This window comes from Pseudomonas sp. S1_G07 (genome assembly GCF_054668565.1).
In genome coordinates, this window is record NZ_CP162778.1 from 5,139,130 (window position 1) to 5,161,878 (window position 22,749).

Here is a 22,749-nt window from a genome sequence, read left to right on the forward strand (position 1 = left end):
GTGGACTCGTAGCAGTAGCATGCATCGCACCCGATGGACGGGCTGCTGTGGCTCAATCGGCTGCCGATGTAGTGGGATCAGGGAGAGGTCTCAATATGATTCTGCGCAAACTCAATCTCGCACCACGTTCCACACTTAGCTTCGGTTTTTTCTGCTTGATGATCATTGGGTTGGGACTGGTAGCTCTCAACCAGGCAGCGAGCTTGAACGCCGCTGAAAAGTTTGTAGAAACCAATGTGGTGCCCAGCATTTCACTGCTCGCCAAGATGGACCGAGAATTCATAAGCATCAGAAATAACAATTCGAGAATCCGTAACCCTATCGAGCCTGCCGAGCGCAGAGCTCAAGCGCTGGCAGAGCTGCAAAAATCGAGAGGCAGTTTTAAGGACATTATCCAGCAGCTTCAACCTCTCATAGTGACGCCTAAGGGCAAAGAGCTTTTCGGGGAATTGGTGAAAGCCTATAGCGCCTATCAGAACGTTCAGGATCAATACTTGACCCTGACAGGTGCCGGAAAACTCGAGGATGCAGTCAAACTGTCCAGCGAGGTTATGAAGTTTGTGGCGGATGACGTAAACGCAGTTATCCAGAATCTGATAGAGCTCAATAACAACAAAGCGAATAATGCCGGCAAAGACGCCACACGTATTTACGAACAAACCAAATTGACCGTCGGCAGTTTCATCTTGGTGAGTACGTTGGCTGCAATCGCCCTGGCTTTTATGTACACCCGAAGCATCACCGTCCCAGTGAATCGATCATTGGCAATCGCTGAGCGGATTGCAAAAAATGACCTCAGCGAAGTGATCGATGTGCAAGGCACAGATGAGGTAGCGCGGCTGATGCATGCTTTGAAAGCGATGCAGGCCAGCTTGCGATCCACACTCTTATCAATAGCTGACTCATCCAACCAACTGGCATCCACATCCGAGCAAATGCATGTCGTAACCGAAAATGCGAATACAGGCATGCAGCAACAGAGCCACGAAGTGGAGATGGCCGCTACGGCGGTCACCGAAATGAGCGCTGCAGTTGAAGAAGTCGCCAGAAACGCCTCTGCGGCATCCGAGGCCGCTACTCGGTCTAATTCGGCCGCGATAGCGGGCCGTGCAAGGGTGGATGAAACCGTCGAAGCGATTAGCCTGATGGTCTCAAACGTCGGAAACGCTTCGAATGAGGTTCAAGGGCTCGCAGTGATGGCTACCGACATCAGCAAGGTTCTGGATGTCATCAGGGCCATCGCCGAACAGACTAATTTGCTAGCACTTAACGCTGCGATCGAAGCCGCTCGCGCAGGAGAAGCGGGTCGCGGGTTCGCTGTGGTTGCCGATGAGGTCCGGGCTCTGGCGCACAGGACACAAACCTCGACCGGCGAGATTGAACAAATGATTACCTCCATTCAAAAAGGCGCTGGAACTGCCGTTTCTGCAATGAGTAGTACCAACACACAAGCGCAAAAAACACTCGACACCGCTCGAGGTGCTGGGTCGGCATTGCTGGAAATTACCGCATCCATTGACGACATCACGGAGCGAAATGTACTTATTGCGACAGCGTCCGAGGAGCAAGCTCAGGTAGCCCGAGGAGTGGATAGAAGCTTGATTAGCATCCGGGATTTGTCGAGCCAGGCATCTGACGGATCTAACCAGACGGCTGTAGCCACCTCGGAACTTTCGAAGCTGGCAGTGGAGTTGAACCGTATGGTTAATCAATTTCGCCTATAGCTAACTGCGGCACGAAAAGCCTAAAAAACTAGCATCTGCCGCCTGGTTCAAGAATGGGACATTCGCAGTATGATTCAGGACAAAATTCACGAACAAATGAAACAGCTCGGATTGGCTGGAAATGCCGAGTTTGAAATACAGGTGCTTGCGGTGATTTTTGACCGTGCCCTCCGCGATTCCCAGGTGCAGTGAAATCGAAAGGCTGGAATGCCCGCGCAGGATCATGCTGACAATCAATTGTTCGCGGGGGGTCAACTGATCAGCGGCGAATCGCGAAAATGCGTTGTTCAAGTGCTCTTTCAACGCCGAAGCACTGTTGTCGATATGTGCGCAAACGCCCTGATAGTGACGCTGCAGCAACACGTCGACCATCGCACGGCAGCGTTGTAAACCTTCGAACTGCGCGGGCGAAAACGGCGCTGATGCGTTCATTCGCATCAGCGAATACGCCAGGTGGCCGACACCTGGCAAAGCCGAGATGAATACGATTTCTTCAGCCAGGGTGCCCGACTGCATGGAGATACACGGATGCACATCGGGGGAATTGAAGTAATCGCCCTCGAAAAAAGCATCAGGGGCCAACTCGCTCATGCGATAAAGCCCCGTCGCCCGGCCGTGGGCGCAGGCGGTGTAGACCGGGTCCAGCAAATACGTACCGTTGAGATAACTGTGCATCGCACCCGGTTCGCAGATGCCTTGCAGATTGTCGTGCAGTAACACTGGCGAGCCGTCCGTTGGGTAAAACAGCACGCAGCTTTGATCGAAACTGACAACGGCCCACAGCGCTTCATCCAGTTGCCGGGTGAAGCCATCACACCGCAGCAATGCGACCAAACCGGGCGTTGCCGAGTGCCATGCGTCAAGTACGGGCGTGGCATCCATGCCATATCCGCTATCCGGAACTGAAAAAGCCATGCCATCCCCTTGTCTTTATCCAATGCGCCCCATCAAGTGGGCGCTGGGCCTTAACCCGGCGATAAAGAGCAAGCATGTTTCTTGCCAGGCATGTCTTAAACAGCGGAAAAACCATTGTCTACAAACAACTGCGCTCCATTGACGAACGAAGCATCATCGCTGGCTAAAAACAACGCTGTCCGCGCAACCTCCTCTGGCTCGCAAAGCCGTCCCTGCTGCAGACTGATCGCTGCCTCGCTGGCATCCACTCCCATCCCTTGCAAGTCGCGCATTTCCCGCTCGCCGTGAGGCGTACGGATAAACCCTGGGGCCACCGCGTTGCTGCGGATACCACGATCACGAAACTCGACGGCAATGGCGCGTGCGAACATCTGGCACGCGCCCTTGCTGGCGTTGTACGCGACCTCGCCGGGGGTCGCGTACTGCGCGGAGATCGACGAAGTGCACACGATACTGCCCTTACCCTTGGCCAGCATTTGTGGAAGCACCGCCTGGGTAACCAGATACATGCTCTTGACGTTCACGGCCATGAGCCAATCCCATTCATGCTCCTGAATGTCGAGAAAAGGTTTTACGATCAAGGTGCCGGCGTGGTTGAAGAGCACATCCGCCGGGCCAAACTCTGCCAGCCCACGGGCGACAGCTTCGCGAACCTGAACACCTTGCGAGACGTCGGCGCCCAATCCCAATGCTTGGCCGCCTTCGGCAATGATCTGCGATGCCAATTCAGCGGCAGCATCGCCGTTCAAATCAATAATGATCACCTTCGCCCCTTCTGCGGCGAACAACCGGCTTGCAGCAGCGCCGCAACCACCGGCGCCGCCGGTGATAATGGCCACTTTTTCGGCCAGACGGCCCTTGCCTTTGGATAGTTCTAAATTAGTCATTTTGCGGATGTCCTTCACGACCGCCACTCACGGCGAATGCTTCTTCAGGCGACAACACCAGGCGATGACGACGATAGAAAGCGAAATAGGCAATCCCGATCAGGTACCAGCAGGCAGCAGCAAGGGCCGCCCATTTATAGAGGGGATCGAGAAACTGATAAATCAATGTCGCCGTGGCGATGACGATCACCGCGACCGCTCCGGCTATTCCGTAAGGGCTGCGATACGGCCGATGCAGAGTCGCAAAGGAGCGCTTCAAGCGGATATAAGCGACGCTTTGCAGGATGTAGGAAATCATTCCGGCGAACACGATCATGCTCACCAGGATTCCGCCCATTAATGGGTTGTTGTCCTTGCCGAACGTAAACCAGCAGAGCATCAAGATACCCAGTGCCGCCAGAGCTCCAGCGCCCAGCGCAATATTCGGCGTATTGCGGGTTGGGTGCGTGACCGACAGCCCGGTTGGCAAATAACCGGCGCGCGACAGCGAATAGATGTTTCGTCCCGCGGCAAAGCTGCCGGCCAGGAAGGACGCAGCCAGCCCCAGCACCGCCACGGCTGACAACAGCTTGCTTGCGGTGTGCCCGAAAATCTCCCGGAAGCCATCGAGCAGCGGCTCCGACGACGTGCTCATGAAGAAGCTGCCGCCGCCGATCGCTGCACTGAAAAACAACACGCCCAACGCCAGTACCGCAAGAATCACCGTGCCCCAGACTAATGCCAGCGGCAAATGCCGGGTCGGGTTATGTGACTCTTCAGCAGTCAGAGGCAATTGCTCGATGGCCAGGAACATGTAGACGGCGAACGGCAAGGCAAGCATGACGCCCGTCATTCCGAACGGCAGCCATGGCCCGTTACCGCCCTGCACTTGCACCGGCTTTCCGGTGGCGTCCATTGCAAGGTTCAGGGCTTTAGCGGTGAAGTCCATATGCGGGTAAGCCGCAATAAAGAACACCACCAACACAGAGACCGCCGCGAGGGTAATGAGCACGACCGCGCGCATCGACACCCCCAGGCCCCGGTTCGAAAGCATCAGCATGCAGGCATAGCCGACCACCCACCAGGCAGGTTGCCATTCGGGCCCGGTGCCGAAAATGGCCGTCAGGTAGGCCCCCATGAAGAACATATTTCCCGCAGGGGCCAGGATGAACTCAATGTTTTCCGCAAGGCCTGTGCTGAATCCGCCCCACGGTCCCATGGTTGTGCGTGCAAATGAATAGGCACCACCGGTATGCGGCAGCGCAGCCGCCATTTCGCCAATGGAAGAGCAAAGAAACAGGTACATGACGGCAATGATCAACAAGGCCAAAAACATGCCGCCGAAGCCCTGGGCCAAGCCCAGGTTCCAACCGGAATACTGACCCGCCACCACCGCACCAACGCCGAGAATCAGCAGGGTGAAAAAGCCTGCATGGCGCTGCAGGCGACGTTGTTCAAAGTAACCGCTTTCCACACTTTGATAACTGACCCCTGACGGGTTAACGGCCGCCGTCGGCGCTTTTATTGTCGGTCTGTCCACGCGGTGATCCTCCAAATCGGTTCAAGGCAAACGCCTTAATCGTCATCTTCGAATGCACTGCGCACGCTGCCTATGTCTCCAAGGGGACATGTCGAAAGCACCCACCCGCGTCCATCCGTCACATCCTCCCACCCTCCCCCTCCAGCCCACACCCAACCTGCCGATAACCTTACTAACCGTAGGCCTATCCCTCAGCATCTCCACTCGCCCGAGCCCACCCCATGAACCCACTCTCTCTTCTAAAAAAATCCCGCCCCTCTCGCCAAGGCACCCTCACCGTCACCAGCGCCGCCAACGACCTGGACGCCGCCCTCACCGCCCTGCGCATCACCCCCACCCTGATCACCGGTTTTATTTCGCCGCATCTGGACATCGACCAGATCGCCGCAAAGCTCAAGCGTCGCTTCCCGCAAAGCACCATCAGCCTGTGCACCACCTCCGGCGAGTTGTGCAATGCGCCCAATTCGCTGTATTGCGCCACCGGCGAGCGTTGGGACCGGGTGGTGTTGCAGTTGTTCGACGACAGCGTAATTGCCTCGGCCGAGGTGGTGATGGTGCCGCTTGAGTGTGAGGACATTCGTGGCGGCGGCAAGCGGTTGGGAATGCAGGAGCGGATTGCCAAGTTGGTCGGGCATATCAAGCGGGTGCAGGTGCGTACGCCGATTGATCATCGCGATACGTTGGCGTACGTGGTGTTCGATGGGTTGTCGGCGTCGGAGTCGTTTTTCATGGAGGCGCTGTATGAGTCGGGACGGTTTCCGTGTTTGTTTGTGGGAGGATCGGCCGGGGGCAAGTCGGATTTCCAGAAGACGCTGATCCACGACGGCCAGCGCAGCTATCAGCACCATGCGCAGATTGTGTTTCTGAAGACGGCGACGCATGTGCGATTTGGCGTGTTCAAAAGCCAGAATTTCAAACCGGCGGATTTGACCTTCAGTGTGCTGACGGCATCGGTGGAGGACCGCACCATTGACCAGGTGATCGACAGCAACGGCCATATCAAGAGCATGGTGCAGGCGCTGTGTGATGCGTTCAATTGCGCGCCCCAGGCCTTGGAGTCGAAGCTGGCGGATTATTCGTTTGCGATTCGGGTAGGCAGTGAGTTGTTTGTGCGGTCGATTGCGCGTATCGACTATGAGCAGCAGATCGTGCAGTTGTTTTGCGACGTGGCGCCGGGCGAGGAGTTGGTGATGGTGCGGCGTACGCCATTGCGGGAGGCGACGCGCCTGGACTATGAGCAGTTCTTGCGCGGCAAGGGCGGCCAGCCGGTGGCGGGTATTTTGAATGACTGCATCTTGCGTCGGCTGAACAACGGCGCCGAGCTGGGCAGTATGGCCGGCACGTTTGGCGATGTGCCGCTGGCGGGGTTTTCGACCTTTGGAGAGATTCTGGGGTTGAACCTGAACCAGACGCTGACGGCGATTTTCTTCTTTCGGGTGGCCAAGGGGGCGAGTTTCAATGACGAATATGTGGACAATTTCATCGCCCATTACGGCGAGTTCAAGGCGTTTTTCCTACGTCGTCAGGTGAAGAAGCTGGCGGGGTTGAACCATGTGGTGGTCAAGCAGATCGCCGCGTTCAAGAACAATGACTTCTCCAACACCCTGAATACTCGTGGGCTGGACAGCAATATCCTGCCGGTATTCGAGGGCCTGGCGGACTTGGGCCAGGTGTTGGCCCAGGCCGAGCACCAGCAGGAAGAAATTGCGGCGCAGCTCAAGCATTACTCGGGGGAGTTGCATGCTTCGATGGATGACCTGGTGAGCACCATCGAGCGGCAGAACAGCGTATCAGCCCAGGCCGGGGCCACGGTGGAGGGGCTGTCGAGCCAGGCGGATGTTGCGGTGGAGGGCGCACGCACCCTGGCCGATTCGAGTTTGCGCATCCAGTCGATTGTGCAGGTGATCCAGCAGATCGCCGGGCAAACCAACCTGTTGGCACTCAATGCGGCCATTGAGGCGGCACGCGCGGGCGACCTGGGCCGGGGCTTTGCGGTGGTGGCCGACGAGGTGCGCAAGCTGGCGGAGATCACACGCAAGAATGCGGCAGAAATCGGCGTGGATATCGACGTGCTGGCGGGCGAGATTCAGCGGGTGGCGCAGCAGATTGAAGACCAGTCGTCCGGGGTGGGCGCGCTGCGCGAAATGCTCGATGCGCTGGAGGCGTCCAACCGCGCTACGGAGGGCACGGCGCAGCGCACGAAGACGATTGCGGATACGTTGACGGGCCTCACCCATGCGTAGACGTTAACGGCAGGTAAAAAACCGCGCGGGGCTCATGGCATTGAACGGAGTGTTCAGTGCATGATGCGTCACTCATATCAAGGACGATAACCACAGTGAAAAGCGCCCTCGCCTCCCTGCTATTGCTATGCCTGACCGCTCCCGCCTTCGCCGCCGAACACCCTGTCGGCTTCAAGACCGTCACCCTGCCCGACGCCCACAACAACCGCCCCCTTGAGCTGGCCGTGTGGTACCCCGCCACCACCACAGCCAAGCCCGAGCTGATCGCCGATAACGCGGTGTTCATCGGCGCCCTCGGCGTGCCCGACGCAGCGCCGGCGGCCGGCGAACATCCGTTGGTGGTGCTGTCCCACGGTTACGGCGGTAATTGGCGCAACCAGGTGTGGCTGGCCAGTGCACTGGCGCATCGGGGTTACATCGCGGCGGCGGTCAACCACCCCGGCACCACCAGCAAGGATCGCAGCCCCGCCGCCGCCGCGCAGTTGTGGCAACGGCCCAAAGACCTCAGCCGCGCCATCGACGCGGTGCTCGCGCAGCCCACGCAATTTGGCGCGGTCACGCACCACCGGATTGCCGCCGTGGGCCACTCCCTCGGCGGCTGGACCGTGCTGGAAATCGCCGGTGCCCGTTTCGATCCAGACCTGTTCAACCGAGACTGCACCGTCCACCCGAAGCTCGGCGGTTGCATTGGCTACCGGCAAATGAACCCTGCCGGCACACCCGCCGGGAAGGCCCGATTGGCCGCCGACCTCAGCGACAAGCGCGTCACCGCCATTGTGTCGCTGGACCTGGGCCTGTCGCGCGGTTTCACCGACGCCAGCCTGGCGGTATTGCCCGTGCCGGCGCTGGTCATTGCGGGGGGTGTGCCGTCGGAGGATATGGACCCTGACCTGGAGTCCGCCGCCTTGGTCAAACGCCTGCCGAAAGCGTCGACGCAATACGTGGAGATCGCCGACGCAACTCACTTCAGTTTCATGGCGATCTGCAAGCCGGGCGGCATGGCGTTGATTGAAGCGGATTCGCCGGGCGACGGCATGATTTGCCGAGATGGTGAGGGAGCTCGGGCGCGGGCGGTGATTCAGCAGCAGGTGGTGGGGCTGATCAGCGAGTTTTTAGGGCGCTCGTTTCGACATTGAAGTCGGCATCGACCTTACAGCACGTGGTGCGCCACGGCTGGCTGAACGCATATTCGACTACAACACGACCAAGGAAACCATCCGCGGTAAAACACCGGCAGATTGAGGCAGAAGCGCCGCCCCCCCGTCAGCGCCTGACGCGTTGAGCAGCGAGCGCCTGCCCGATGACCGGCTGACGCAACGATCAGGCTTTTTAAACTGGTATGATTCGCGCGTTTACAGACCAGGTAAAAACCCCATGAACCGCCAGAAAAAACTCCAGCAGCTCTTCAAGGCCAAGGCCAAGAAGGCCAGCGCCAAATTGGCGCCGAAATCCAAGGACAAGTACATCAGTAAAGCGGAGCGGGAAAAACTGGCGACTGAAGCGGCTCAGGCGCCAGACCTTTCCCCGGAAAGCTGATTCAGCAACCGCTCAACGCCACCTGCCGCCGCTCCCCCGCAAAGAAAAACGGTCGCAACCGCACGCCCACGCCGTTGCCGATAAACGCCGCCACCAGCCACACCCAGCCATGCAGGCTGCCCGAGGCGATGCCGCTGAAGTACGCGCCGATGTTGCAACCGTAGGCCAGGCGCGAGCCATAGCCGAGCAGCAGGCCGCCGATCACCGCCGCGATCAGCGAGCGCGCCGGGATGTTCAGGCTGGGGGCGAAACGACCGGCCAGGCCGGCGGCCAGTAGCGCGCCAAGGACGATGCCGATGTCCATGACGCTGGTGATGTCTTCCCACACGGGCGCGGCCAGGGCCTTGGCATTGCCTGGCATTTGCCAGAACGCCCAGGCTGTCACGTCCACACCCAAGCCACTCGCCACCTTGGCACCCCACAGCGCAAACGCCGAGGTGATACCCCATGGCCGCCCGGCCAGGGCCAGGGTGGCGTAGTTGAGCAGTGCCAGGCCAATCGCGCCCCACACCAGCGGCCACGGGCCGCGCAGGAAACGGCGCAGGCCTTGGTGTTCACTTTTCACACCTTCTTCAAGCTGGCCATGACGGCGCTTTTCCAGGCGGACGGTGACCGCCGCAATGATTGCGAACATCGCCAGGCTGGCGAGCAGCGCCGGCACTACGCCGAAGCTTTTGACGATGGATACAGCCGGGAACGCGGGCAGTGCGAACCACCAGTCCACATGGTGGGTGGCGATCAACGAGCCGCAAATGAAGAACAACAACGTCACCAGCATGCGCGCATTGCCGCCGCCCACGGTGAACAGCGTGCCCGAGGCACAGCCACCGCCCAACTGCATGCCAATGCCGAAAATAAACGCACCAAACACCACCGACACCCCGGCCGGCGCCACCAGCCCGGTCACCGGCTGCCCGAACAACGTGCCCGCCCCCAGCGCCGGGAAGAACAGCAGCACCGCCAGCGCGAGCATCACCATCTGCGCGCGCAAGCCGGCACCCCGCCGCTCGTTGAGAAACACGCGCCAGGCCGAAGTGAAGCCGAAGGCCGCATGGTAGAGAGTCAGGCCCAGCGCAGCGCCGACCACCAGCAACAGCACCTGCCGCGAGCCGACGCTGGTTTGCAGGAACAAGGCGCCCAGCACCAGAATGATAAAGGCCACCAGCGGCGCAAAAGGCTTGCGCGTGGGGGTCATGGAGAGGGAGGTGCTCATGGAGTATCTCGGTTGGTTTGAAAGGGATGGGTTGCGAGGGGGGTGAGTATAAACCCAGAGAGAAGCGAGAGTTGTCGAGCGTTAATCAGCCGCGCCCCACCGACCCCGACACCGGAAGATTGCCCAGCAACCTGAGCCCGGTGGTCTTCACAAAGGTGTCGTAATCCATCGGCCGCTGAATGCGGGTTTCGGCATTGGGCAGCACATATGCCCACGCACGCCGGGACGAGGCGTCGTACACCAGCTTGAACAGCCGCGTCGGCACCCACACCTGGTTGTCGCCGATGGTGCCGTGGCCCGCATCGAACAACGGCCCGGTGAACACATACACATCGCCCCCGGCGCGCACGGCGAATTTGCGCACGTCGGCCTCGACCTTGCTCCAGATCTTGCGGTTATTGGTGGGGTCTTGCGGCACCATGTTCGACAGTGCGAAAGACTGGGCCATGGCCTTGGCGTCGGGCGCATCGGCGGCCGGGGATTGGTGCCCACGGTCCATGGCCGGGTGCTGGCCATGGTAGTCGCTCAACTCCGCCCGTCCTGCCTTGGGGATTCGCGGGTCCGCGTAGAAATGGTTGGTGCGCTCTTCACCCTTGGCGTCTTTAAGCTGACGCGCGTTCAGGCGCTCGACCACCAGCAGCGGCGTTTTGCTGGTTTGCGAATACAGCACGGCAAAATGGTCGGAACACAGGGCCAGGGGTTGCATACTGGCGGGGATGGTGGCGGTTTTGATCGGGGTGGCGGCGGGAAAAATATCGGCGCAGCTGTCGAAAGACAGTTGCCGTTCCTGGGGGGAATAAAGGTCTATCGCACCACGGGCATGTGCCCCTGTGGACACCAGGAAAAGGACCGAAAACCCGATGGCAATCTTGCGTAAGTGCATGTTTTTAAATCTTATCGTGAGGGTTAGGGGGGCCCTATGGACCCCGACATTGCCGTTTAGTGCTGGCCACGCCGAATTGGCGACCACCAACCCGTCCTCGTTACCGAAGTCATGACAGATCGCGCCAACACTAATGCCCCACCGCCGCCGGCCCATCGGTAGATCGCTTCCCCGGCTTGAAACCATGGGCCCGCGCTGTCCACGCAATGCCCAGCGCCACCGCCACCAACCCCAACATCGCCCACGGAAACGCCGCCACGCCCCAGGTGTCGAGCAACACGCCGCCGACCACGCCGCTACCGGCAATCGCGCTGTTCCACGCCACCACGTTGAGTGACAGCGCCACATCCGCGCCATCACCCGCTGCATCGGCCAACGCGGTTTGCAGCAAGGTCGCGGCGCCACCGAAGCTCAACCCCCACACGGCCACACCGAGGTAGATCACCTCTGGCCTATTCCCCAGCAGCCCGAACGCCACACTGACCAGCGCAAACGTCGCCAGGCTCACCAGCACGGTCTTGCGCAGCAAAGGCTCGACCAGCCTGGCCGTGATCCAGATCCCCGCCAACGCAGCGATGCCAAACACCAGCAGCACCAGGTCGATGTGACCCGCCAACCCCGCCGGCGCCACGAACGGTGCGATGTAGGTGTACAGAATGTTGTGCGCCAGCATCCAGCTGATCACCACCGCCAGCACCGGGCGCACGCCTGGCGTGGTCAGCACTTTGCCCAGCGACAGCCGCTGGTGTGCGGGTTGCGGCGCATAGTCAGGCACTTTCACCAGCACCCAGACGATCAACAACAAGGTCAACCCCGACATCAGGCCAAACGTGATGCGCCACCCCACCAGCCCGCCCAGCCAAGTGCCCAACGGTACGCCCAGCGACAGCGCAATCGGCGTGCCGACCATCGCCAGTGCCAGCGCCCTGCCCTGCTGATGGGGCGCGACCATGCGCCGGGCGTAACCGGCCAACAAGCTCCAGGCCAATCCGGCCGCGACGCCTGCGAAAAAGCGTGCCACCAGGGTTATGCCGTAATGGGACGACAGCGCAGTGATCGAATTGAACAGCAGAAAACCGACGATAGTCAGCAGCAGCACATTGCGCCGACGCCAGCCCCGGGTGGCGATGGTCATGGGGATCACCGCCAGCACCGACCCCAGTGCGTAGGCCGTGACCATCTGCCCGGCCATGGACGGCGAAATCGCCATGCCCTCGCTGATCAACGGCAACAGGCCGGCGGGCAGGGTTTCGGTGACGATGCAGATGAAGCCGGTCATCGCCAGGGCGAGCAAGGCGCCGATGGGCAGACGCTCGGACGAGGCGGTTAGGGTGAGTGAAGGGGTCACGGGAAACTCCTTGGTAACGGAATTAAGTACTGATCGATACAGATGTTGCAAGCGCACGACGTGCGTTGTCAACGACTTATGTATCGACTAGTATTTATATGCCTTTGCACAGGAGACCTGCCATGGCACAGATGGGCCGCCCCCGTACCTTCGACCGCGACCAGGCCGTGGAACAGGCTATGCACCTGTTCTGGCAACACGGCTATGACGCCACCTCCCTCGCCCAACTCAAGGCCGGCCTGGGTGGCGGCATTTCCGCGCCGAGTTTTTACGCGGCATTCGGCTCCAAGGAGGCGCTGTTCGAGGAGTGTGTGCAGCGCTACCTGGCCACCTACGCCCAAGTCACCGAATGCCTGTGGGATGAAAGCCTGCTACCGCGCCAGGCCATTGAAACCGCGCTGCGCCAATCGGCGCGTATGCAGTGTGAAGATGGCCACCCCAAGGGCTGCATGGTGGCGCTGGGCGTGATGAGTGCACCGAGCCCGGAGACTGCGCGGGTAGCGAATGGCTTGACCCAATCGCGGCTGCGCACGCGGGCAGGGATCGTGGCGTGTGTGGAACGGGCGGTGCATATGGGCCAGTTGCCCGAGCAGACCCAGCCGGCGGTGATGGCGGGTGTGTTCGACAGTTTCCTGCAAGGCGTTTCGATCCTGGCCCGCGATGGGGTGCCGCACGCCAGCCTTGACGCAGCGATCAGCCAGCTCATGCTGACCTGGGATGTTGCTGCGTCTGTCACACCGCCCCTTCGCCACCTGGGCAAGTGCTAAAACACTAACCACGAAAAATTGCAGCACGCCTGCGCCATCCGCGCCACGTCCTGGTTCAAGCCGAATTGCCGGTCCACCCGGTGCAAAGTTACATACCTGTCCCAGCTAAAGGTCATACGAATAAAGGCGCTCCGAAGAGCGCCTTTATTCATTCCAGCATCACTGCTCGCTGATGGTTTTCACATCAGCCTTGGCCGCACCACCAATGGTGATGCGCTTGGGCTTCGCTTCCTCCGGTACCACCCTGAGCAGGTCAATGCTCAGCAACCCATTGGCGAGTTGTGCGCCCTGCACTTCAATGTGGTCGACCAGACGGAACGACAACCGGAACGCGCGCTGGGCGATGCCCTGGTGCAGGTAAGTGATGCCCTCATCGTGTTCGCGTTTGCCGCCAGCGACGGTCAACACGCCTTTTTCCACCTGGATCTCCAGGTCATCCTCCACCAGGCCAGCGGCTGCGATAACGATCCGATAGTGGTCGTCACCGTGCTTCTCGACGTTGTGAGGTGGATACGCAGTACCGGCCTCGCTGCGAAGCGCCGATTCGAAAAGGTCGTTGAAACGGTCAAAGCCGACGGAATGACGGAACAGTGGGGCCAACGAAAGAGTAGTAGCCATTGCAAAATCTCCTGAGTTTTCTCCAAGTGATTTGATACGCGACCCGCATTCGGCATCGCGTAAAACCTAAGTAGGTTCAGGGGAAAAAATTTCAAGCGGTGCACCCAAAATTTTTTTAACGCTTCTGTATGAGCGGGCTGGCCTACTCCGTAGCCTCAGCCACGCCCTGATCTTCCCCCAGAAACCCGCCACTTTGGTGATGCCACAGCCGCGCATAGGTCCCGTTTTTGGCGAGCAATTCGCTGTGGGTGCCTTGTTCGATGATGCGTCCGTTATCCATGACGATAAGCCTGTCCATGGCCGCAATCGTCGACAGCCGATGGGCGATGGCAATCACGGTCTTGCCCTTCATCATTTCATCGAGGCTTTCCTGGATGGCCACTTCAACTTCTGAATCCAGCGCGCTGGTGGCTTCATCCAGCAGCAGGATCGGCGCATTTTTCAGCATGACCCGGGCAATGGCGACACGTTGACGCTGGCCACCCGAAAGCTTGATACCGCGCTCGCCCACCAAGGTGTCGTAGCCGGAGCGGCCTTGCTTATCGCTCAGTTGGCTGATGAACCCATCGGCCTGGGCGCTGGCTGCAGCGCTGCGGATTTGCGCGTCGGTCGCGTCGGGGCGGCCGTAGGCAATATTGTCGCGAATGGAACGGTGCAGCAGGGACGTGTCCTGAGTCACCATGCCGATGGCGCTGCGCAGACTGTCTTGTGTGACGTGTGCAATGTTTTGCCCATCGATGCAAATCGCCCCCTTGTCCACGTCATAAAAGCGCAACAGCAGATTGATAAGCGTGGATTTACCGGCGCCCGAGCGCCCTACCAGCCCGATCTTTTCCCCCGGGCGAATGGCCAGGCTCAGGCCATCGAGCACCTGGCGTTCGCCGTTGTAATTGAAGCTCACATTGTCGAAGGTCACCGCACCGCCCGTGGTAACCAGCACACCGGCATCTGGCGCATCCTGCACCTTGGGGCCACGGGCCAAGGTTTCCATACCGTCCTGCACCGTGCCGACGTTCTCGAACAGCGAAGTCATTTGCCACATGATCCAATGCGACATGCCATTGATACGCAGCGCCATGGCAGCAATGGCCGCCACAGCACCTGTACCCACTTCGCCTTGGTGCCACATCCATAAGGCATACCCGCCTGCGCTCATGATCAACGCAACCGCCAACGCCTGATTGACGATCTCGAATTGGCTGACCAGACGCATCTGGCGAAAGCCGGTTTGCTTGAAATCCTCCATCGCCGCACGCGCGAAATGGGCTTCACGCTTGGAATGGGAGAACAACTTCACCGTGGTGATATTGGTGTAGGCGTCGGAAATACGCCCGGTCATCGATGAGCGCGCATTGGCTTGCTCCTGCCCGACTTTGCCAAGGCGCGGCACGAAGTACCCCATGGCAAGCCCGAACAACGCCAGCCAGGCAATGAAAGGCAGCATCAACTTCGGGTCAAAGCCGCCGGCCAGTGTGATGATTGCGATGAAGTACACACCGATCCCGGGGGCAATCTCGATCAGGGTGAACAGCACCTCGCGCACCGAAAGCGCCGTCTGCATGACTTTGGTCGTGACCCGGCCAGAGAACTCATCGGAGAAAAATGAAAGGCTCTGGCGCAGCATCAGCCGATGAAAATCCCAGCGCAGGCGCAACGGCAGGTTGATCGCCAATATCTGGTGCTGCACCATCGTGCGCAATGCCACCAGCCCGATACTGGTCACCAGTACGATACCGATCCCCCACAGCACACGACTTTCCTGCGCGGCCGCTTCGCCGCCTGCCTGCCAGGTCGATAGCAGATCCACGACTTGCCCGAGAACGGAAAACAACCAGGCCTCATAGATCGACACACCAGCACTGAGCAACGCAAGCGCAAGCACATAACCGCGAGCGCCTCGCGTGCAGGCCCACAAAAACCGCGCCAGGCCATCAGGTGGCGGCGGCGCCTCGTCGGGAGGGAAAGGGTCGAGCCGTTGTTCAAATGTGCGAAGCATGGAGCTCTCCAAAACGATCCAGTCAGGAGATTCTCGCATCTAATGGTGGGGTTGAGGGCTTCGTGGGGAGATATGGTTATTCGGCCGCAGCGGATTGCATGAGGATTGTGGGTTGTGCGCTTTGGTTGCGTGGTTACGTAGCTCCAAGACCTGGACTCGAACAGAAAAATAAGCATTTGCTCTACAATGAAATTATTCTGTTTTTTAGTATATATGTCCCTACGATTATCCTAATCCAGCCCGTATTTTATTGGAGTTCTTTCGATATCCCTGGATCAGGAAAAAACATTCAAGTTTCCGCTGTTTTTGAGACAACGCGAGCATCTGAGTCATCTCGCTGCCAACCGCCGCCCAAGGCTTTGAACGTGGCCACTGCAGCGCGAGCCGATTCAGTTTGTGCCTGGGCTCTGCCATCAGATGCCGCTAGGAGATGTTCATCGGCATCCAGCACTTCGATCAAGCTGACCACGCCTTTTTCATAGGCGGCAAACGATGTCGCTCTGGCTTTCGCATACGCCGACTCGCCCTGGGCGAGCTGGGTCGATTGTTGCTCGCGGTTGATCCGTGCAGAAACAGCGCTTTCCACATCTTCGCAGGCCCGCAGAACGGACTTGCGGTAAGCGGCCAAGGCTTCGGCTTCCTGGCCCTTTGCCAAATCAATCTGGGCGTTGATGCGGCCAAAATCGAACAGCCGCCAGCGTAATCCCAGTGCCGCCGAAGCCTGACTGGCGCCGTTGCTGAACAGGTTTGCGCTGGATACCGATGTAGCACTGCCGAGCAGCGCAGCCACAGACAGTTTGGGGTAGTACTCGGACATGGCTTCGCCGATGCGCGCACTGGATGCCGCAAGACGGCGCTCCGCGACGATCAAATCTGGACGCCGACGCAGCAGGTCGGCTGGAGCGCCCATATCCGAGAGGCCTGGCACCTCAGGGATGGGCGCCAGCTTAGTCAACTGCGCGCTGTAAGTGCCGGGCGCCTTACCCAACATGACATCCAGCGCATTCATTGCCGTGTCAATGCCTGCTTGCAGTACCGGCACGCTGGCCTGCGCTTGGTTCAGCGCGCCTTGGGTCTGGTTCAACTGCAGTTCAGCCGCCAGGCCTTTTGCGTAGAGATGTTCGATGGTGGTGAGCAGTTGTTGTCGTGTGTCTACTTGCTGCCGGGCAATTTCCAGACGTGCTTGCAGGCCACGGATGCTGATGTAAAGGTCGGCTGTTTGCGCGACCACTGCCAGACGTGTGGCGATCGCTCCGGCTTGCGAGGCCTGATAATCGGCGAAGGCCGCTTCTTTACCTCGGCGCAGCCCGCCAAACACATCCAGCTCCCAGCCGGCATTCAAGTTCGCCTCATAGGCGCTGCCGTAGCGATTATAGGAAGGGTCTGAATTCAGCACTTGGCCCAACGGCGTCTCCACTGACTGACGGGCTCGGGCCGCCTGACCATTGACGGTAGCCGACGGCAGGAGGGCTGCGTTAGCTGCGCCCAAACCGGCGCGAGCCTGCTCGATCCTTGCGTTTGCCTGGGCTAAATCGAGGTTCTGTTCAAGTGCTCGATTTATCAGCTGACTGAGTATTGGGTCATTAAATGCGTTCCACCAAGCGGCGAGATCGTCATTTGCGGCGCCCAATTGTCGTGCCTTGGACGTTTGCGCGGAGAAATGCTCGGGCAATTCCACACGGGGTTTTGAGTAGTCGGGGCCCACTGCGCAACCTGCAACCATACCCAAACACAGTAAAACGGCGAAACGAGGAGGAGGATGCATGCGATACCTACGAAAGGGTCGATTTGTGACGATATTACAATTTGGTCACAAGTTGTCAACCACCTTTAGGATGAGTAAGCTGCTCGCATGAATCAGCCATCAGTTTCTTCGCCCAGCGCCCGTGGCCCAGCCGATCACGACATTCGAGACCAGATTGTTGCGGCGGCCAACGAACATTTCAGTCAATACGGTTATGGTAAAACAACGGTTTCTGACCTGGCCAAGGCCATCGGCTTTTCCAAGGCTTACATCTACAAATTCTTTGAATCCAAGCAGGCGATTGGTGAAGCAATCTGTACAAACTGCCTGACCGAAATCGTTGCGGCAGTGGAGCAAGCCATCAATGTAGACGGCATCTCGCCGACTGAACGTTTTCGGCGCCTGGTCAAAACCTTAATCGCTACAGGTGTGAGCCTGTTCTTTAACGACCGTAAACTCTACGACATCGCAGCGTTCGCCGCGTCGGAGCGATGGCCCAGCTCACAAGTCTATGACGCTCAGATTAAGAGCTTCGTGTTGCAAATCGTGCGTGAGGGGCGAGAGCTCGGCGAGTTTGAACGCAAGACTCCGCTGGACGAGACGGTAGAGGCAATTCATCTCGCTCTGCGGCCCTTCATCAATCCTCTGCTATTGCAGTACAACCTCGATTTTGTTGAAGAAGCCCCTTCTCTCATCTCCAATCTTGTTCTGCGCAGCCTGATGCCTTAAACCTCTGCTGACGGATGCGCTGCGCATCCGTATCAGCGTGTGCGCCTGAAATAACTAGATATCGAGCTTCTTAGCTTTGCTCTGATCAAGTGGGCGATGTTCATTCATCTCGGTAGTGACTATTGACATAAATGGTCACTTGAATAAGCATGGTGCATCCGCTACCGAGAGGTCTTTATGATCCAGCGCCATCGCATGTCACTCATCTTCATTGTCTTGTTGCCGTTTGCCCTAGCGGCCTGCAACGAGGCCACGCCTGCCGATCCTCGCCTTCAAGTGCCCTTGGTGCGCATCGGCGTGGTTCAACCCTCCGCGCCTGCGGCACGGGTATTCACCGGTATCGTCGCGGCCCGAGTTCAGAGCGATCTCGGTTTTCGGGTACCTGGGAAGGTCTTGGAGCGTTTGGTGGATACTGGACAGAGTGTCAAGCGCGGGCAGCCCCTTATGCGAATCGATGCCAACGACCTGACGCTGACCGCGCGAGCACAGCAGGAAGCGGTACTGGCCGCCATGGCCCGAGCTCGGCAGGCCTCCGATGACGAGCTTCGCTACCGTGATCTGGTGTCCGTCGGAGCGGTATCTGCGTCAGCTTACGCAGGGTTCAAAGCAGCTGCCGACTCGGCGAAAGCCCAACTCAACGCTGCCCAGGCCCAGGCTGATGTGGCGAAAAACGCGACCGGTTATTCGACATTGCTGGCGGATGCTGACGGGGTGGTAGTGGATACCTTGGCTGAGCCGGGGCAAGTGATTGGCGCAGCTCAGGTGGTGGTGCGTGTTGCCCACTCAGGGCAGCGCGAGGCGGTGATCCAGTTGCCCGAGACGTTACGTCCTGCGCTGGGCTCGGCGGCGACGGTTGAGCTGTACGGCCAGCACCAGACTGCAGGTAAAGCGCGTTTACGCCAGTTGTCCGACTCTGCCGACCGACAGACCCGAACGTTTGAAGCGCGTTATGTGCTGGAGGGGGAGCTCTCCAACGCCACCCTGGGTTCGACGATCTCAGTGGTTATCGCTGACACGGATGTTGCTGATGCCAAGGAATTACAGGTGCCCATGGGGGCCCTCTACGACGCCGGTAAAGGTCCGGGGGTCTGGGTGGTGGGCGGGGAACCTGAGCAGGTGGCATGGCGCCCGATCAAGGTTCGCGGTCTGAATAATGAGGCCAGCGTGCGCGTGACGGGTGATCTGCAGGTGGGTGATCGTGTTGTCGCATTGGGTGCTCACTTGCTGAGAGAGGGAGAGAAGGTCAGGACTGAACTCGCCGATGCTCCGCAAAATTCAGTGGTTGAGGTAAGTCGATGAGCGGCTTCAATCTTTCGGCGCTGGCAGTGCGCGAGCGCTCAATCACCCTGTTTTTGATCCTGCTGATTTCTGTGGGTGGGTTGTACGCCTTCTTCAAACTGGGGCGTGCGGAAGACCCCGCATTCACCATTAAACAAATGACGGTGGTCACCGCCTGGCCTGGGGCGACGGCCCAAGAGATGCAAGACCAGGTGGTAGAAAAGCTGGAAAAACGCATGCAGGAACTGCGTTGGTACGATCGGACCGAGACCTTTACCCGGCCCGGCTTGGCATTCACCACGGTTTATCTGCTCGATAGCACGCCACCCTCAGCCGTCCAGGAGGAGTTTTACCAGGCGCGCAAGAAAATCCTGGATGAGCAGAAAGGGTTGCCATCCGGGGTGATCGGCCCGACGGTCAATGATGAGTATTCCGATGTCACCTTCGCGCTCTATGCGCTCAAGGCCAAGGGCGAGCCGCAACGTCTGCTGGTGCGCGAAGCCGAGAGCTTGCGCCAGCGTCTGCTGCATGTGGCGGGTGTGAAGAAGGTCAACATCATCGGTGAACAGGCCGAGCGCATTTTTGTCGAGCTGTCCTACGAGCGTTTGGCGACACTGGGCATTTCTGCACGAGACATCTTCAGTGCGTTGAACACGCAAAACATGATAACGCCGGCCGGTTCGGTAGAAGCGAAGGGGCCCCAGGTTTTCATCCGCCTGGATGGCGCGTTTGATGACCTGCAGAAGATTCGCAATACCCCGCTGACAGTGCAGGGCAGAACCCTCAAGTTGTCCGATGTGGCTGAGGTCAAGCGCGGTTATGAGGACCCCGCGACATTCCTGGTACGCAACAACGGCGAGCCGGCACTGTTGCTCGGCGTGGTCATGCGCGATGGCTGGAACGGCCTGGATTTGGGGAAGTCGCTGGACGCTGAGGCAACAGCGATCAATGAGCAGATGCCTTTGGGCATGAGCCTGACCAAGGTCACGGATCAAGCGGTGAATATTGGCGCATCTGTCAACGAGTTCATGGTGAAGTTTTTTGCTGCCTTGGGCGTGGTGCTGCTGGTGTGTTTTCTCAGCATGGGCTGGCGTGTCGGCGTTGTGGTTGCCGCAGCGGTGCCGCTGACTCTGGCGGCCGTGTTCATTGTCATGGCGGCCACGGGCAAAGACTTCGATCGAATTACCCTGGGCTCGTTGATTCTGGCGCTGGGGCTGCTGGTGGACGATGCAATCATTGCCATTGAAATGATGGTGGTGAAGATGGAGGAGGGCTACGACCGAATCAAGGCCTCCGCTTATGCCTGGAGCCACACGGCCGCGCCGATGTTGTCGGGGACGTTGGTGACGGCGATCGGCTTTATGCCCAACGGTTTTGCCAAGTCGACCGCTGGTGAGTACACCGCGAACATGTTCTGGATCGTTGGCATTGCGCTGATCACTTCCTGGGTGGTGGCCGTGGTGTTTACCCCTTACCTGGGCGTCAAACTGCTGCCGCAGATCAAGGTGCCTGAAGGCGGGCATACGGCGATTTACGGTACACCGAACTACCAGCGTTTCAGGCGCCTGCTGGGCAGTGTGATCCGCCGCAAAGGCCTGGTGGCGACATCCGTCGTGGGCTTGTTTGTTGTTGCGATTCTGGGCATGGGCGTGGTCAAGAAGCAGTTCTTTCCAACATCCGACCGACCTGAGGTGCTGGTTGAGGTGCAGATGCCTTACGGCACCTCTATCGAACAGACTGATGTGGCGGCGGCCAAGGTCGAGGCGTGGTTGGCTCAGCAGCCGGAAGCCAAGATCGTCACCGCTTACATTGGCCAGGGCGCGCCGCGCTTCTATTTGGCGATGGCCCCTGAGCTACCCGATCCATCCTTCGCAAAAATCGTCGTCCTGACGGCGAGTCAGCAAGAGCGTGAGGCGCTCAAGATTCGGCTCAGGCAAGCCACGGCCGATGGTTTGGCGCCTGAAGCCCGCGTGCGGGTGACGCAGTTGGTATTTGGTCCTTACTCACCGTATCCGGTGGCCTTTCGGGTGATGGGCGCCGACCCCGCAGTGTTGCGGGATATCGCCGCGCAGGTGCGTGAGGTCATGACCGCCAGCCCCATGATGAGGACCGTCAACACCGACTTGGGCGAGCGCGTGCCGGCACTTCATCTCACGCTGGATCAGGATCGCCTGCAAGCATTCGGCTTGACCTCGACCGATGTCGCACAACAGCTGCAATTTCTGCTCACGGGGGCGCCTGTCACCGAGGTGCGTGAGGACATTCGTTCGGTTCAGGTGGTCGCTCGCTCCGCTGGTGAGACGCGTCTGGATCCATCGAAAATTACCTCCTTCACGCTGACCGGCGTCCAAGGCCAGCGCGTTTCGCTGTCCCAGGTAGGGACGGTGGATGTGCGCATGGAAGAGCCCATCCAGCGACGTCGTGATCGTACGCCGACAATAACCGTGCGCGGTGACGTGGCTGAAGGTCTTCAGCCTCCCGATGTCTCCAACGCCTTGATAACGCAGTTGCAACCTATCATCGAAAAGCTGCCGGCGGGCTACCGCATTGAGTTTGCCGGCGCGATCGAAGAGTCGGGTAAAGCAAACAAGGCATTGCTGCCGTTGTTCCCGATCATGATCGCGCTGATGTTGCTGACCATCATCATTCAGGTGCGCTCGATGTCGGCAATGATGATGGTGTTCGCCACCGCGCCTTTGGGCTTGATTGGTGTGGTGCCAATTCTGCTGCTGTTCCAGCAGCCGTTCGGGATCAACGCCTTGGTGGGATTGATTGCCTTGTCAGGGATTCTGATGCGTAACACGCTGATCCTCATTGGCCAGATTCACTCTAATAAGCAAGCCGGTCTGTCGCCTTATAACGCAGTGGTCGAAGCCACTGTACAGCGTGCACGGCCAGTGATTCTCACGGCGTTGGCGGCGATGCTGGCGTTCATTCCGCTGACCCATTCGGTGTTCTGGGGAACGCTGGCCTACACCCTGATTGGCGGTACGTTTGCTGGCACCGTGCTGACCCTGGTGTTCCTGCCAGCGATGTACGCCCTCTGGTTCAAGATCAAGCCTGAGCCCGCGCATGAGCTTGCAGCGAACACTCATGTTGCTTGATACCTGCGTGCCTGGATCGTCTCAAAAAGGAAAATCGATATGAGCTCGTTGGCCCAGATTACTTAGTAGTTTGATCCCGCTGCGCCCTTCGTGGTTCCGGCCAACTGGCTCCAGGGAAGAACTGTGTTTGACGGGCTATCTGCAGCCCTGTCATTGCAGGCGGTGTTGTTTGTGCGAAAAAAGGGGACAGCTTTGAATGGCACTTACTTAACGGCTAACTAGCTGATACGGCTGCAAAAAATGAA

The 22,749-nt window shown here is 59.1% G+C and carries 17 protein-coding genes and 2 pseudogenes; 10 read left to right on the forward strand and 9 right to left on the reverse strand.

Annotation, left to right across the window (positions count from 1 at the left end; all coding sequences use genetic code 11):
• Positions 1 to 95 precede the first annotated feature (95 nt).
• Together AB4O05_RS23425 and AB4O05_RS23430 are read left to right on the forward strand one after the other, a co-directional pair.
• A pseudogene (locus AB4O05_RS23425) lies at positions 96 to 866 on the forward strand (MCP four helix bundle domain-containing protein); the annotation flags it as partial.
• 129 nt (positions 867 to 995) lie between these two features.
• Entirely contained in the window at positions 996 to 1,724 is a 729-nt protein-coding gene (locus tag AB4O05_RS23430; protein WP_460164926.1) for a methyl-accepting chemotaxis protein, read from the forward strand.
• Here AB4O05_RS23430 and AB4O05_RS23435 read toward each other — a convergent pair whose 3' ends face one another.
• From AB4O05_RS23435 to AB4O05_RS23445, 3 genes are all read right to left on the reverse strand, one after another.
• Positions 1,725 to 2,639, reverse strand: a complete 915-nt coding sequence (locus AB4O05_RS23435; protein ID WP_460135054.1) for a helix-turn-helix transcriptional regulator — start codon at positions 2,637 to 2,639, stop codon at positions 1,725 to 1,727.
• A gap of 95 nt (positions 2,640 to 2,734) precedes the next feature.
• Complete coding sequence (locus AB4O05_RS23440) at positions 2,735 to 3,526, reverse strand: SDR family NAD(P)-dependent oxidoreductase (RefSeq protein WP_460135052.1); 792 nt, start codon at positions 3,524 to 3,526, stop codon at positions 2,735 to 2,737.
• Positions 3,519 to 5,045 (reverse strand): amino acid permease, encoded by a 1,527-nt coding sequence (locus tag AB4O05_RS23445; protein ID WP_460135050.1) that lies wholly within the window; start codon positions 5,043 to 5,045, stop codon positions 3,519 to 3,521. The genes AB4O05_RS23440 and AB4O05_RS23445 overlap by 8 nt, the downstream gene beginning before the upstream one ends.
• A gap of 221 nt (positions 5,046 to 5,266) precedes the next feature.
• On the opposite strand from AB4O05_RS23445, the pseudogene AB4O05_RS23450 reads away from it, so the two are divergent.
• The 4 genes and pseudogenes from AB4O05_RS23450 to AB4O05_RS23465 form a co-directional block, all read left to right on the forward strand.
• A pseudogene (locus tag AB4O05_RS23450) lies at positions 5,267 to 6,373 on the forward strand (FIST signal transduction protein); the annotation flags it as partial.
• A 3-nt stretch (positions 6,374 to 6,376) separates the two neighbouring features.
• Positions 6,377 to 7,288 carry a methyl-accepting chemotaxis protein gene (locus AB4O05_RS23455; RefSeq protein ID WP_460164927.1) on the forward strand — a complete coding sequence of 304 codons (912 nt, stop codon included), beginning with the start codon at positions 6,377 to 6,379 and terminating at the stop codon, positions 7,286 to 7,288.
• 95 nt (positions 7,289 to 7,383) lie between these two features.
• Complete coding sequence (locus tag AB4O05_RS23460) at positions 7,384 to 8,424, forward strand: alpha/beta hydrolase family protein (RefSeq protein ID WP_460135047.1); 1,041 nt, start codon at positions 7,384 to 7,386, stop codon at positions 8,422 to 8,424.
• A gap of 238 nt (positions 8,425 to 8,662) precedes the next feature.
• Complete coding sequence (locus AB4O05_RS23465; protein WP_460135046.1) at positions 8,663 to 8,824, forward strand: DUF2986 domain-containing protein; 162 nt, start codon at positions 8,663 to 8,665, stop codon at positions 8,822 to 8,824.
• A gap of 1 nt (position 8,825) precedes the next feature.
• On the opposite strand, the gene AB4O05_RS23470 is transcribed toward AB4O05_RS23465, so the two are convergent.
• The 3 genes from AB4O05_RS23470 to AB4O05_RS23480 form a co-directional block, all read right to left on the reverse strand.
• Entirely contained in the window at positions 8,826 to 10,037 is a 1,212-nt protein-coding gene (locus AB4O05_RS23470; RefSeq protein ID WP_460135045.1) for a YeeE/YedE family protein, read from the reverse strand.
• Between the two features lie 85 nt (positions 10,038 to 10,122).
• Positions 10,123 to 10,920, reverse strand: a complete 798-nt coding sequence (locus AB4O05_RS23475; protein ID WP_460135044.1) for a DNA/RNA non-specific endonuclease — start codon at positions 10,918 to 10,920, stop codon at positions 10,123 to 10,125.
• A 130-nt stretch (positions 10,921 to 11,050) separates the two neighbouring features.
• Positions 11,051 to 12,268 (reverse strand): MFS transporter, encoded by a 1,218-nt coding sequence (locus AB4O05_RS23480; protein WP_460135043.1) that lies wholly within the window; start codon positions 12,266 to 12,268, stop codon positions 11,051 to 11,053.
• Positions 12,269 to 12,390: 122 nt separating this feature from the next.
• On the opposite strand from AB4O05_RS23480, the gene AB4O05_RS23485 reads away from it, so the two are divergent.
• On the forward strand, positions 12,391 to 13,035 hold the full coding sequence (locus AB4O05_RS23485) for a TetR/AcrR family transcriptional regulator (protein WP_460135042.1): 645 nt from the start codon (positions 12,391 to 12,393) through the stop codon (positions 13,033 to 13,035).
• A gap of 159 nt (positions 13,036 to 13,194) precedes the next feature.
• Here AB4O05_RS23485 and AB4O05_RS23490 read toward each other — a convergent pair whose 3' ends face one another.
• From AB4O05_RS23490 to AB4O05_RS23500, 3 genes are all read right to left on the reverse strand, one after another.
• Positions 13,195 to 13,653 (reverse strand): Hsp20 family protein, encoded by a 459-nt coding sequence (locus tag AB4O05_RS23490; protein ID WP_460135041.1) that lies wholly within the window; start codon positions 13,651 to 13,653, stop codon positions 13,195 to 13,197.
• Between the two features lie 142 nt (positions 13,654 to 13,795).
• Entirely contained in the window at positions 13,796 to 15,649 is a 1,854-nt protein-coding gene (locus tag AB4O05_RS23495; RefSeq protein WP_460135040.1) for an ABC transporter ATP-binding protein, read from the reverse strand.
• Between the two features lie 289 nt (positions 15,650 to 15,938).
• A complete protein-coding gene (locus AB4O05_RS23500; RefSeq protein ID WP_460135039.1) occupies positions 15,939 to 17,414 on the reverse strand; it encodes an efflux transporter outer membrane subunit in 1,476 nt (491 codons plus the stop codon).
• An 87-nt stretch (positions 17,415 to 17,501) separates the two neighbouring features.
• Between AB4O05_RS23500 and AB4O05_RS23505 the strand changes: the two genes are divergently transcribed.
• From AB4O05_RS23505 to AB4O05_RS23515, 3 genes are all read left to right on the forward strand, one after another.
• The gene (locus AB4O05_RS23505) at positions 17,502 to 18,122 is read left to right on the forward strand and encodes a TetR/AcrR family transcriptional regulator (protein ID WP_030132395.1); all 621 of its coding nucleotides are present in this window, start codon (positions 17,502 to 17,504) and stop codon (positions 18,120 to 18,122) included.
• Positions 18,123 to 18,299: 177 nt separating this feature from the next.
• Complete coding sequence (locus AB4O05_RS23510; RefSeq protein ID WP_460135038.1) at positions 18,300 to 19,421, forward strand: efflux RND transporter periplasmic adaptor subunit; 1,122 nt, start codon at positions 18,300 to 18,302, stop codon at positions 19,419 to 19,421.
• Positions 19,418 to 22,504 carry an efflux RND transporter permease subunit gene (locus AB4O05_RS23515; RefSeq protein WP_460135037.1) on the forward strand — a complete coding sequence of 1,029 codons (3,087 nt, stop codon included), beginning with the start codon at positions 19,418 to 19,420 and terminating at the stop codon, positions 22,502 to 22,504. Before AB4O05_RS23510 ends, AB4O05_RS23515 begins: the two co-directional genes overlap by 4 nt.
• The last annotated feature ends 245 nt before the right edge of the window (positions 22,505 to 22,749 follow it).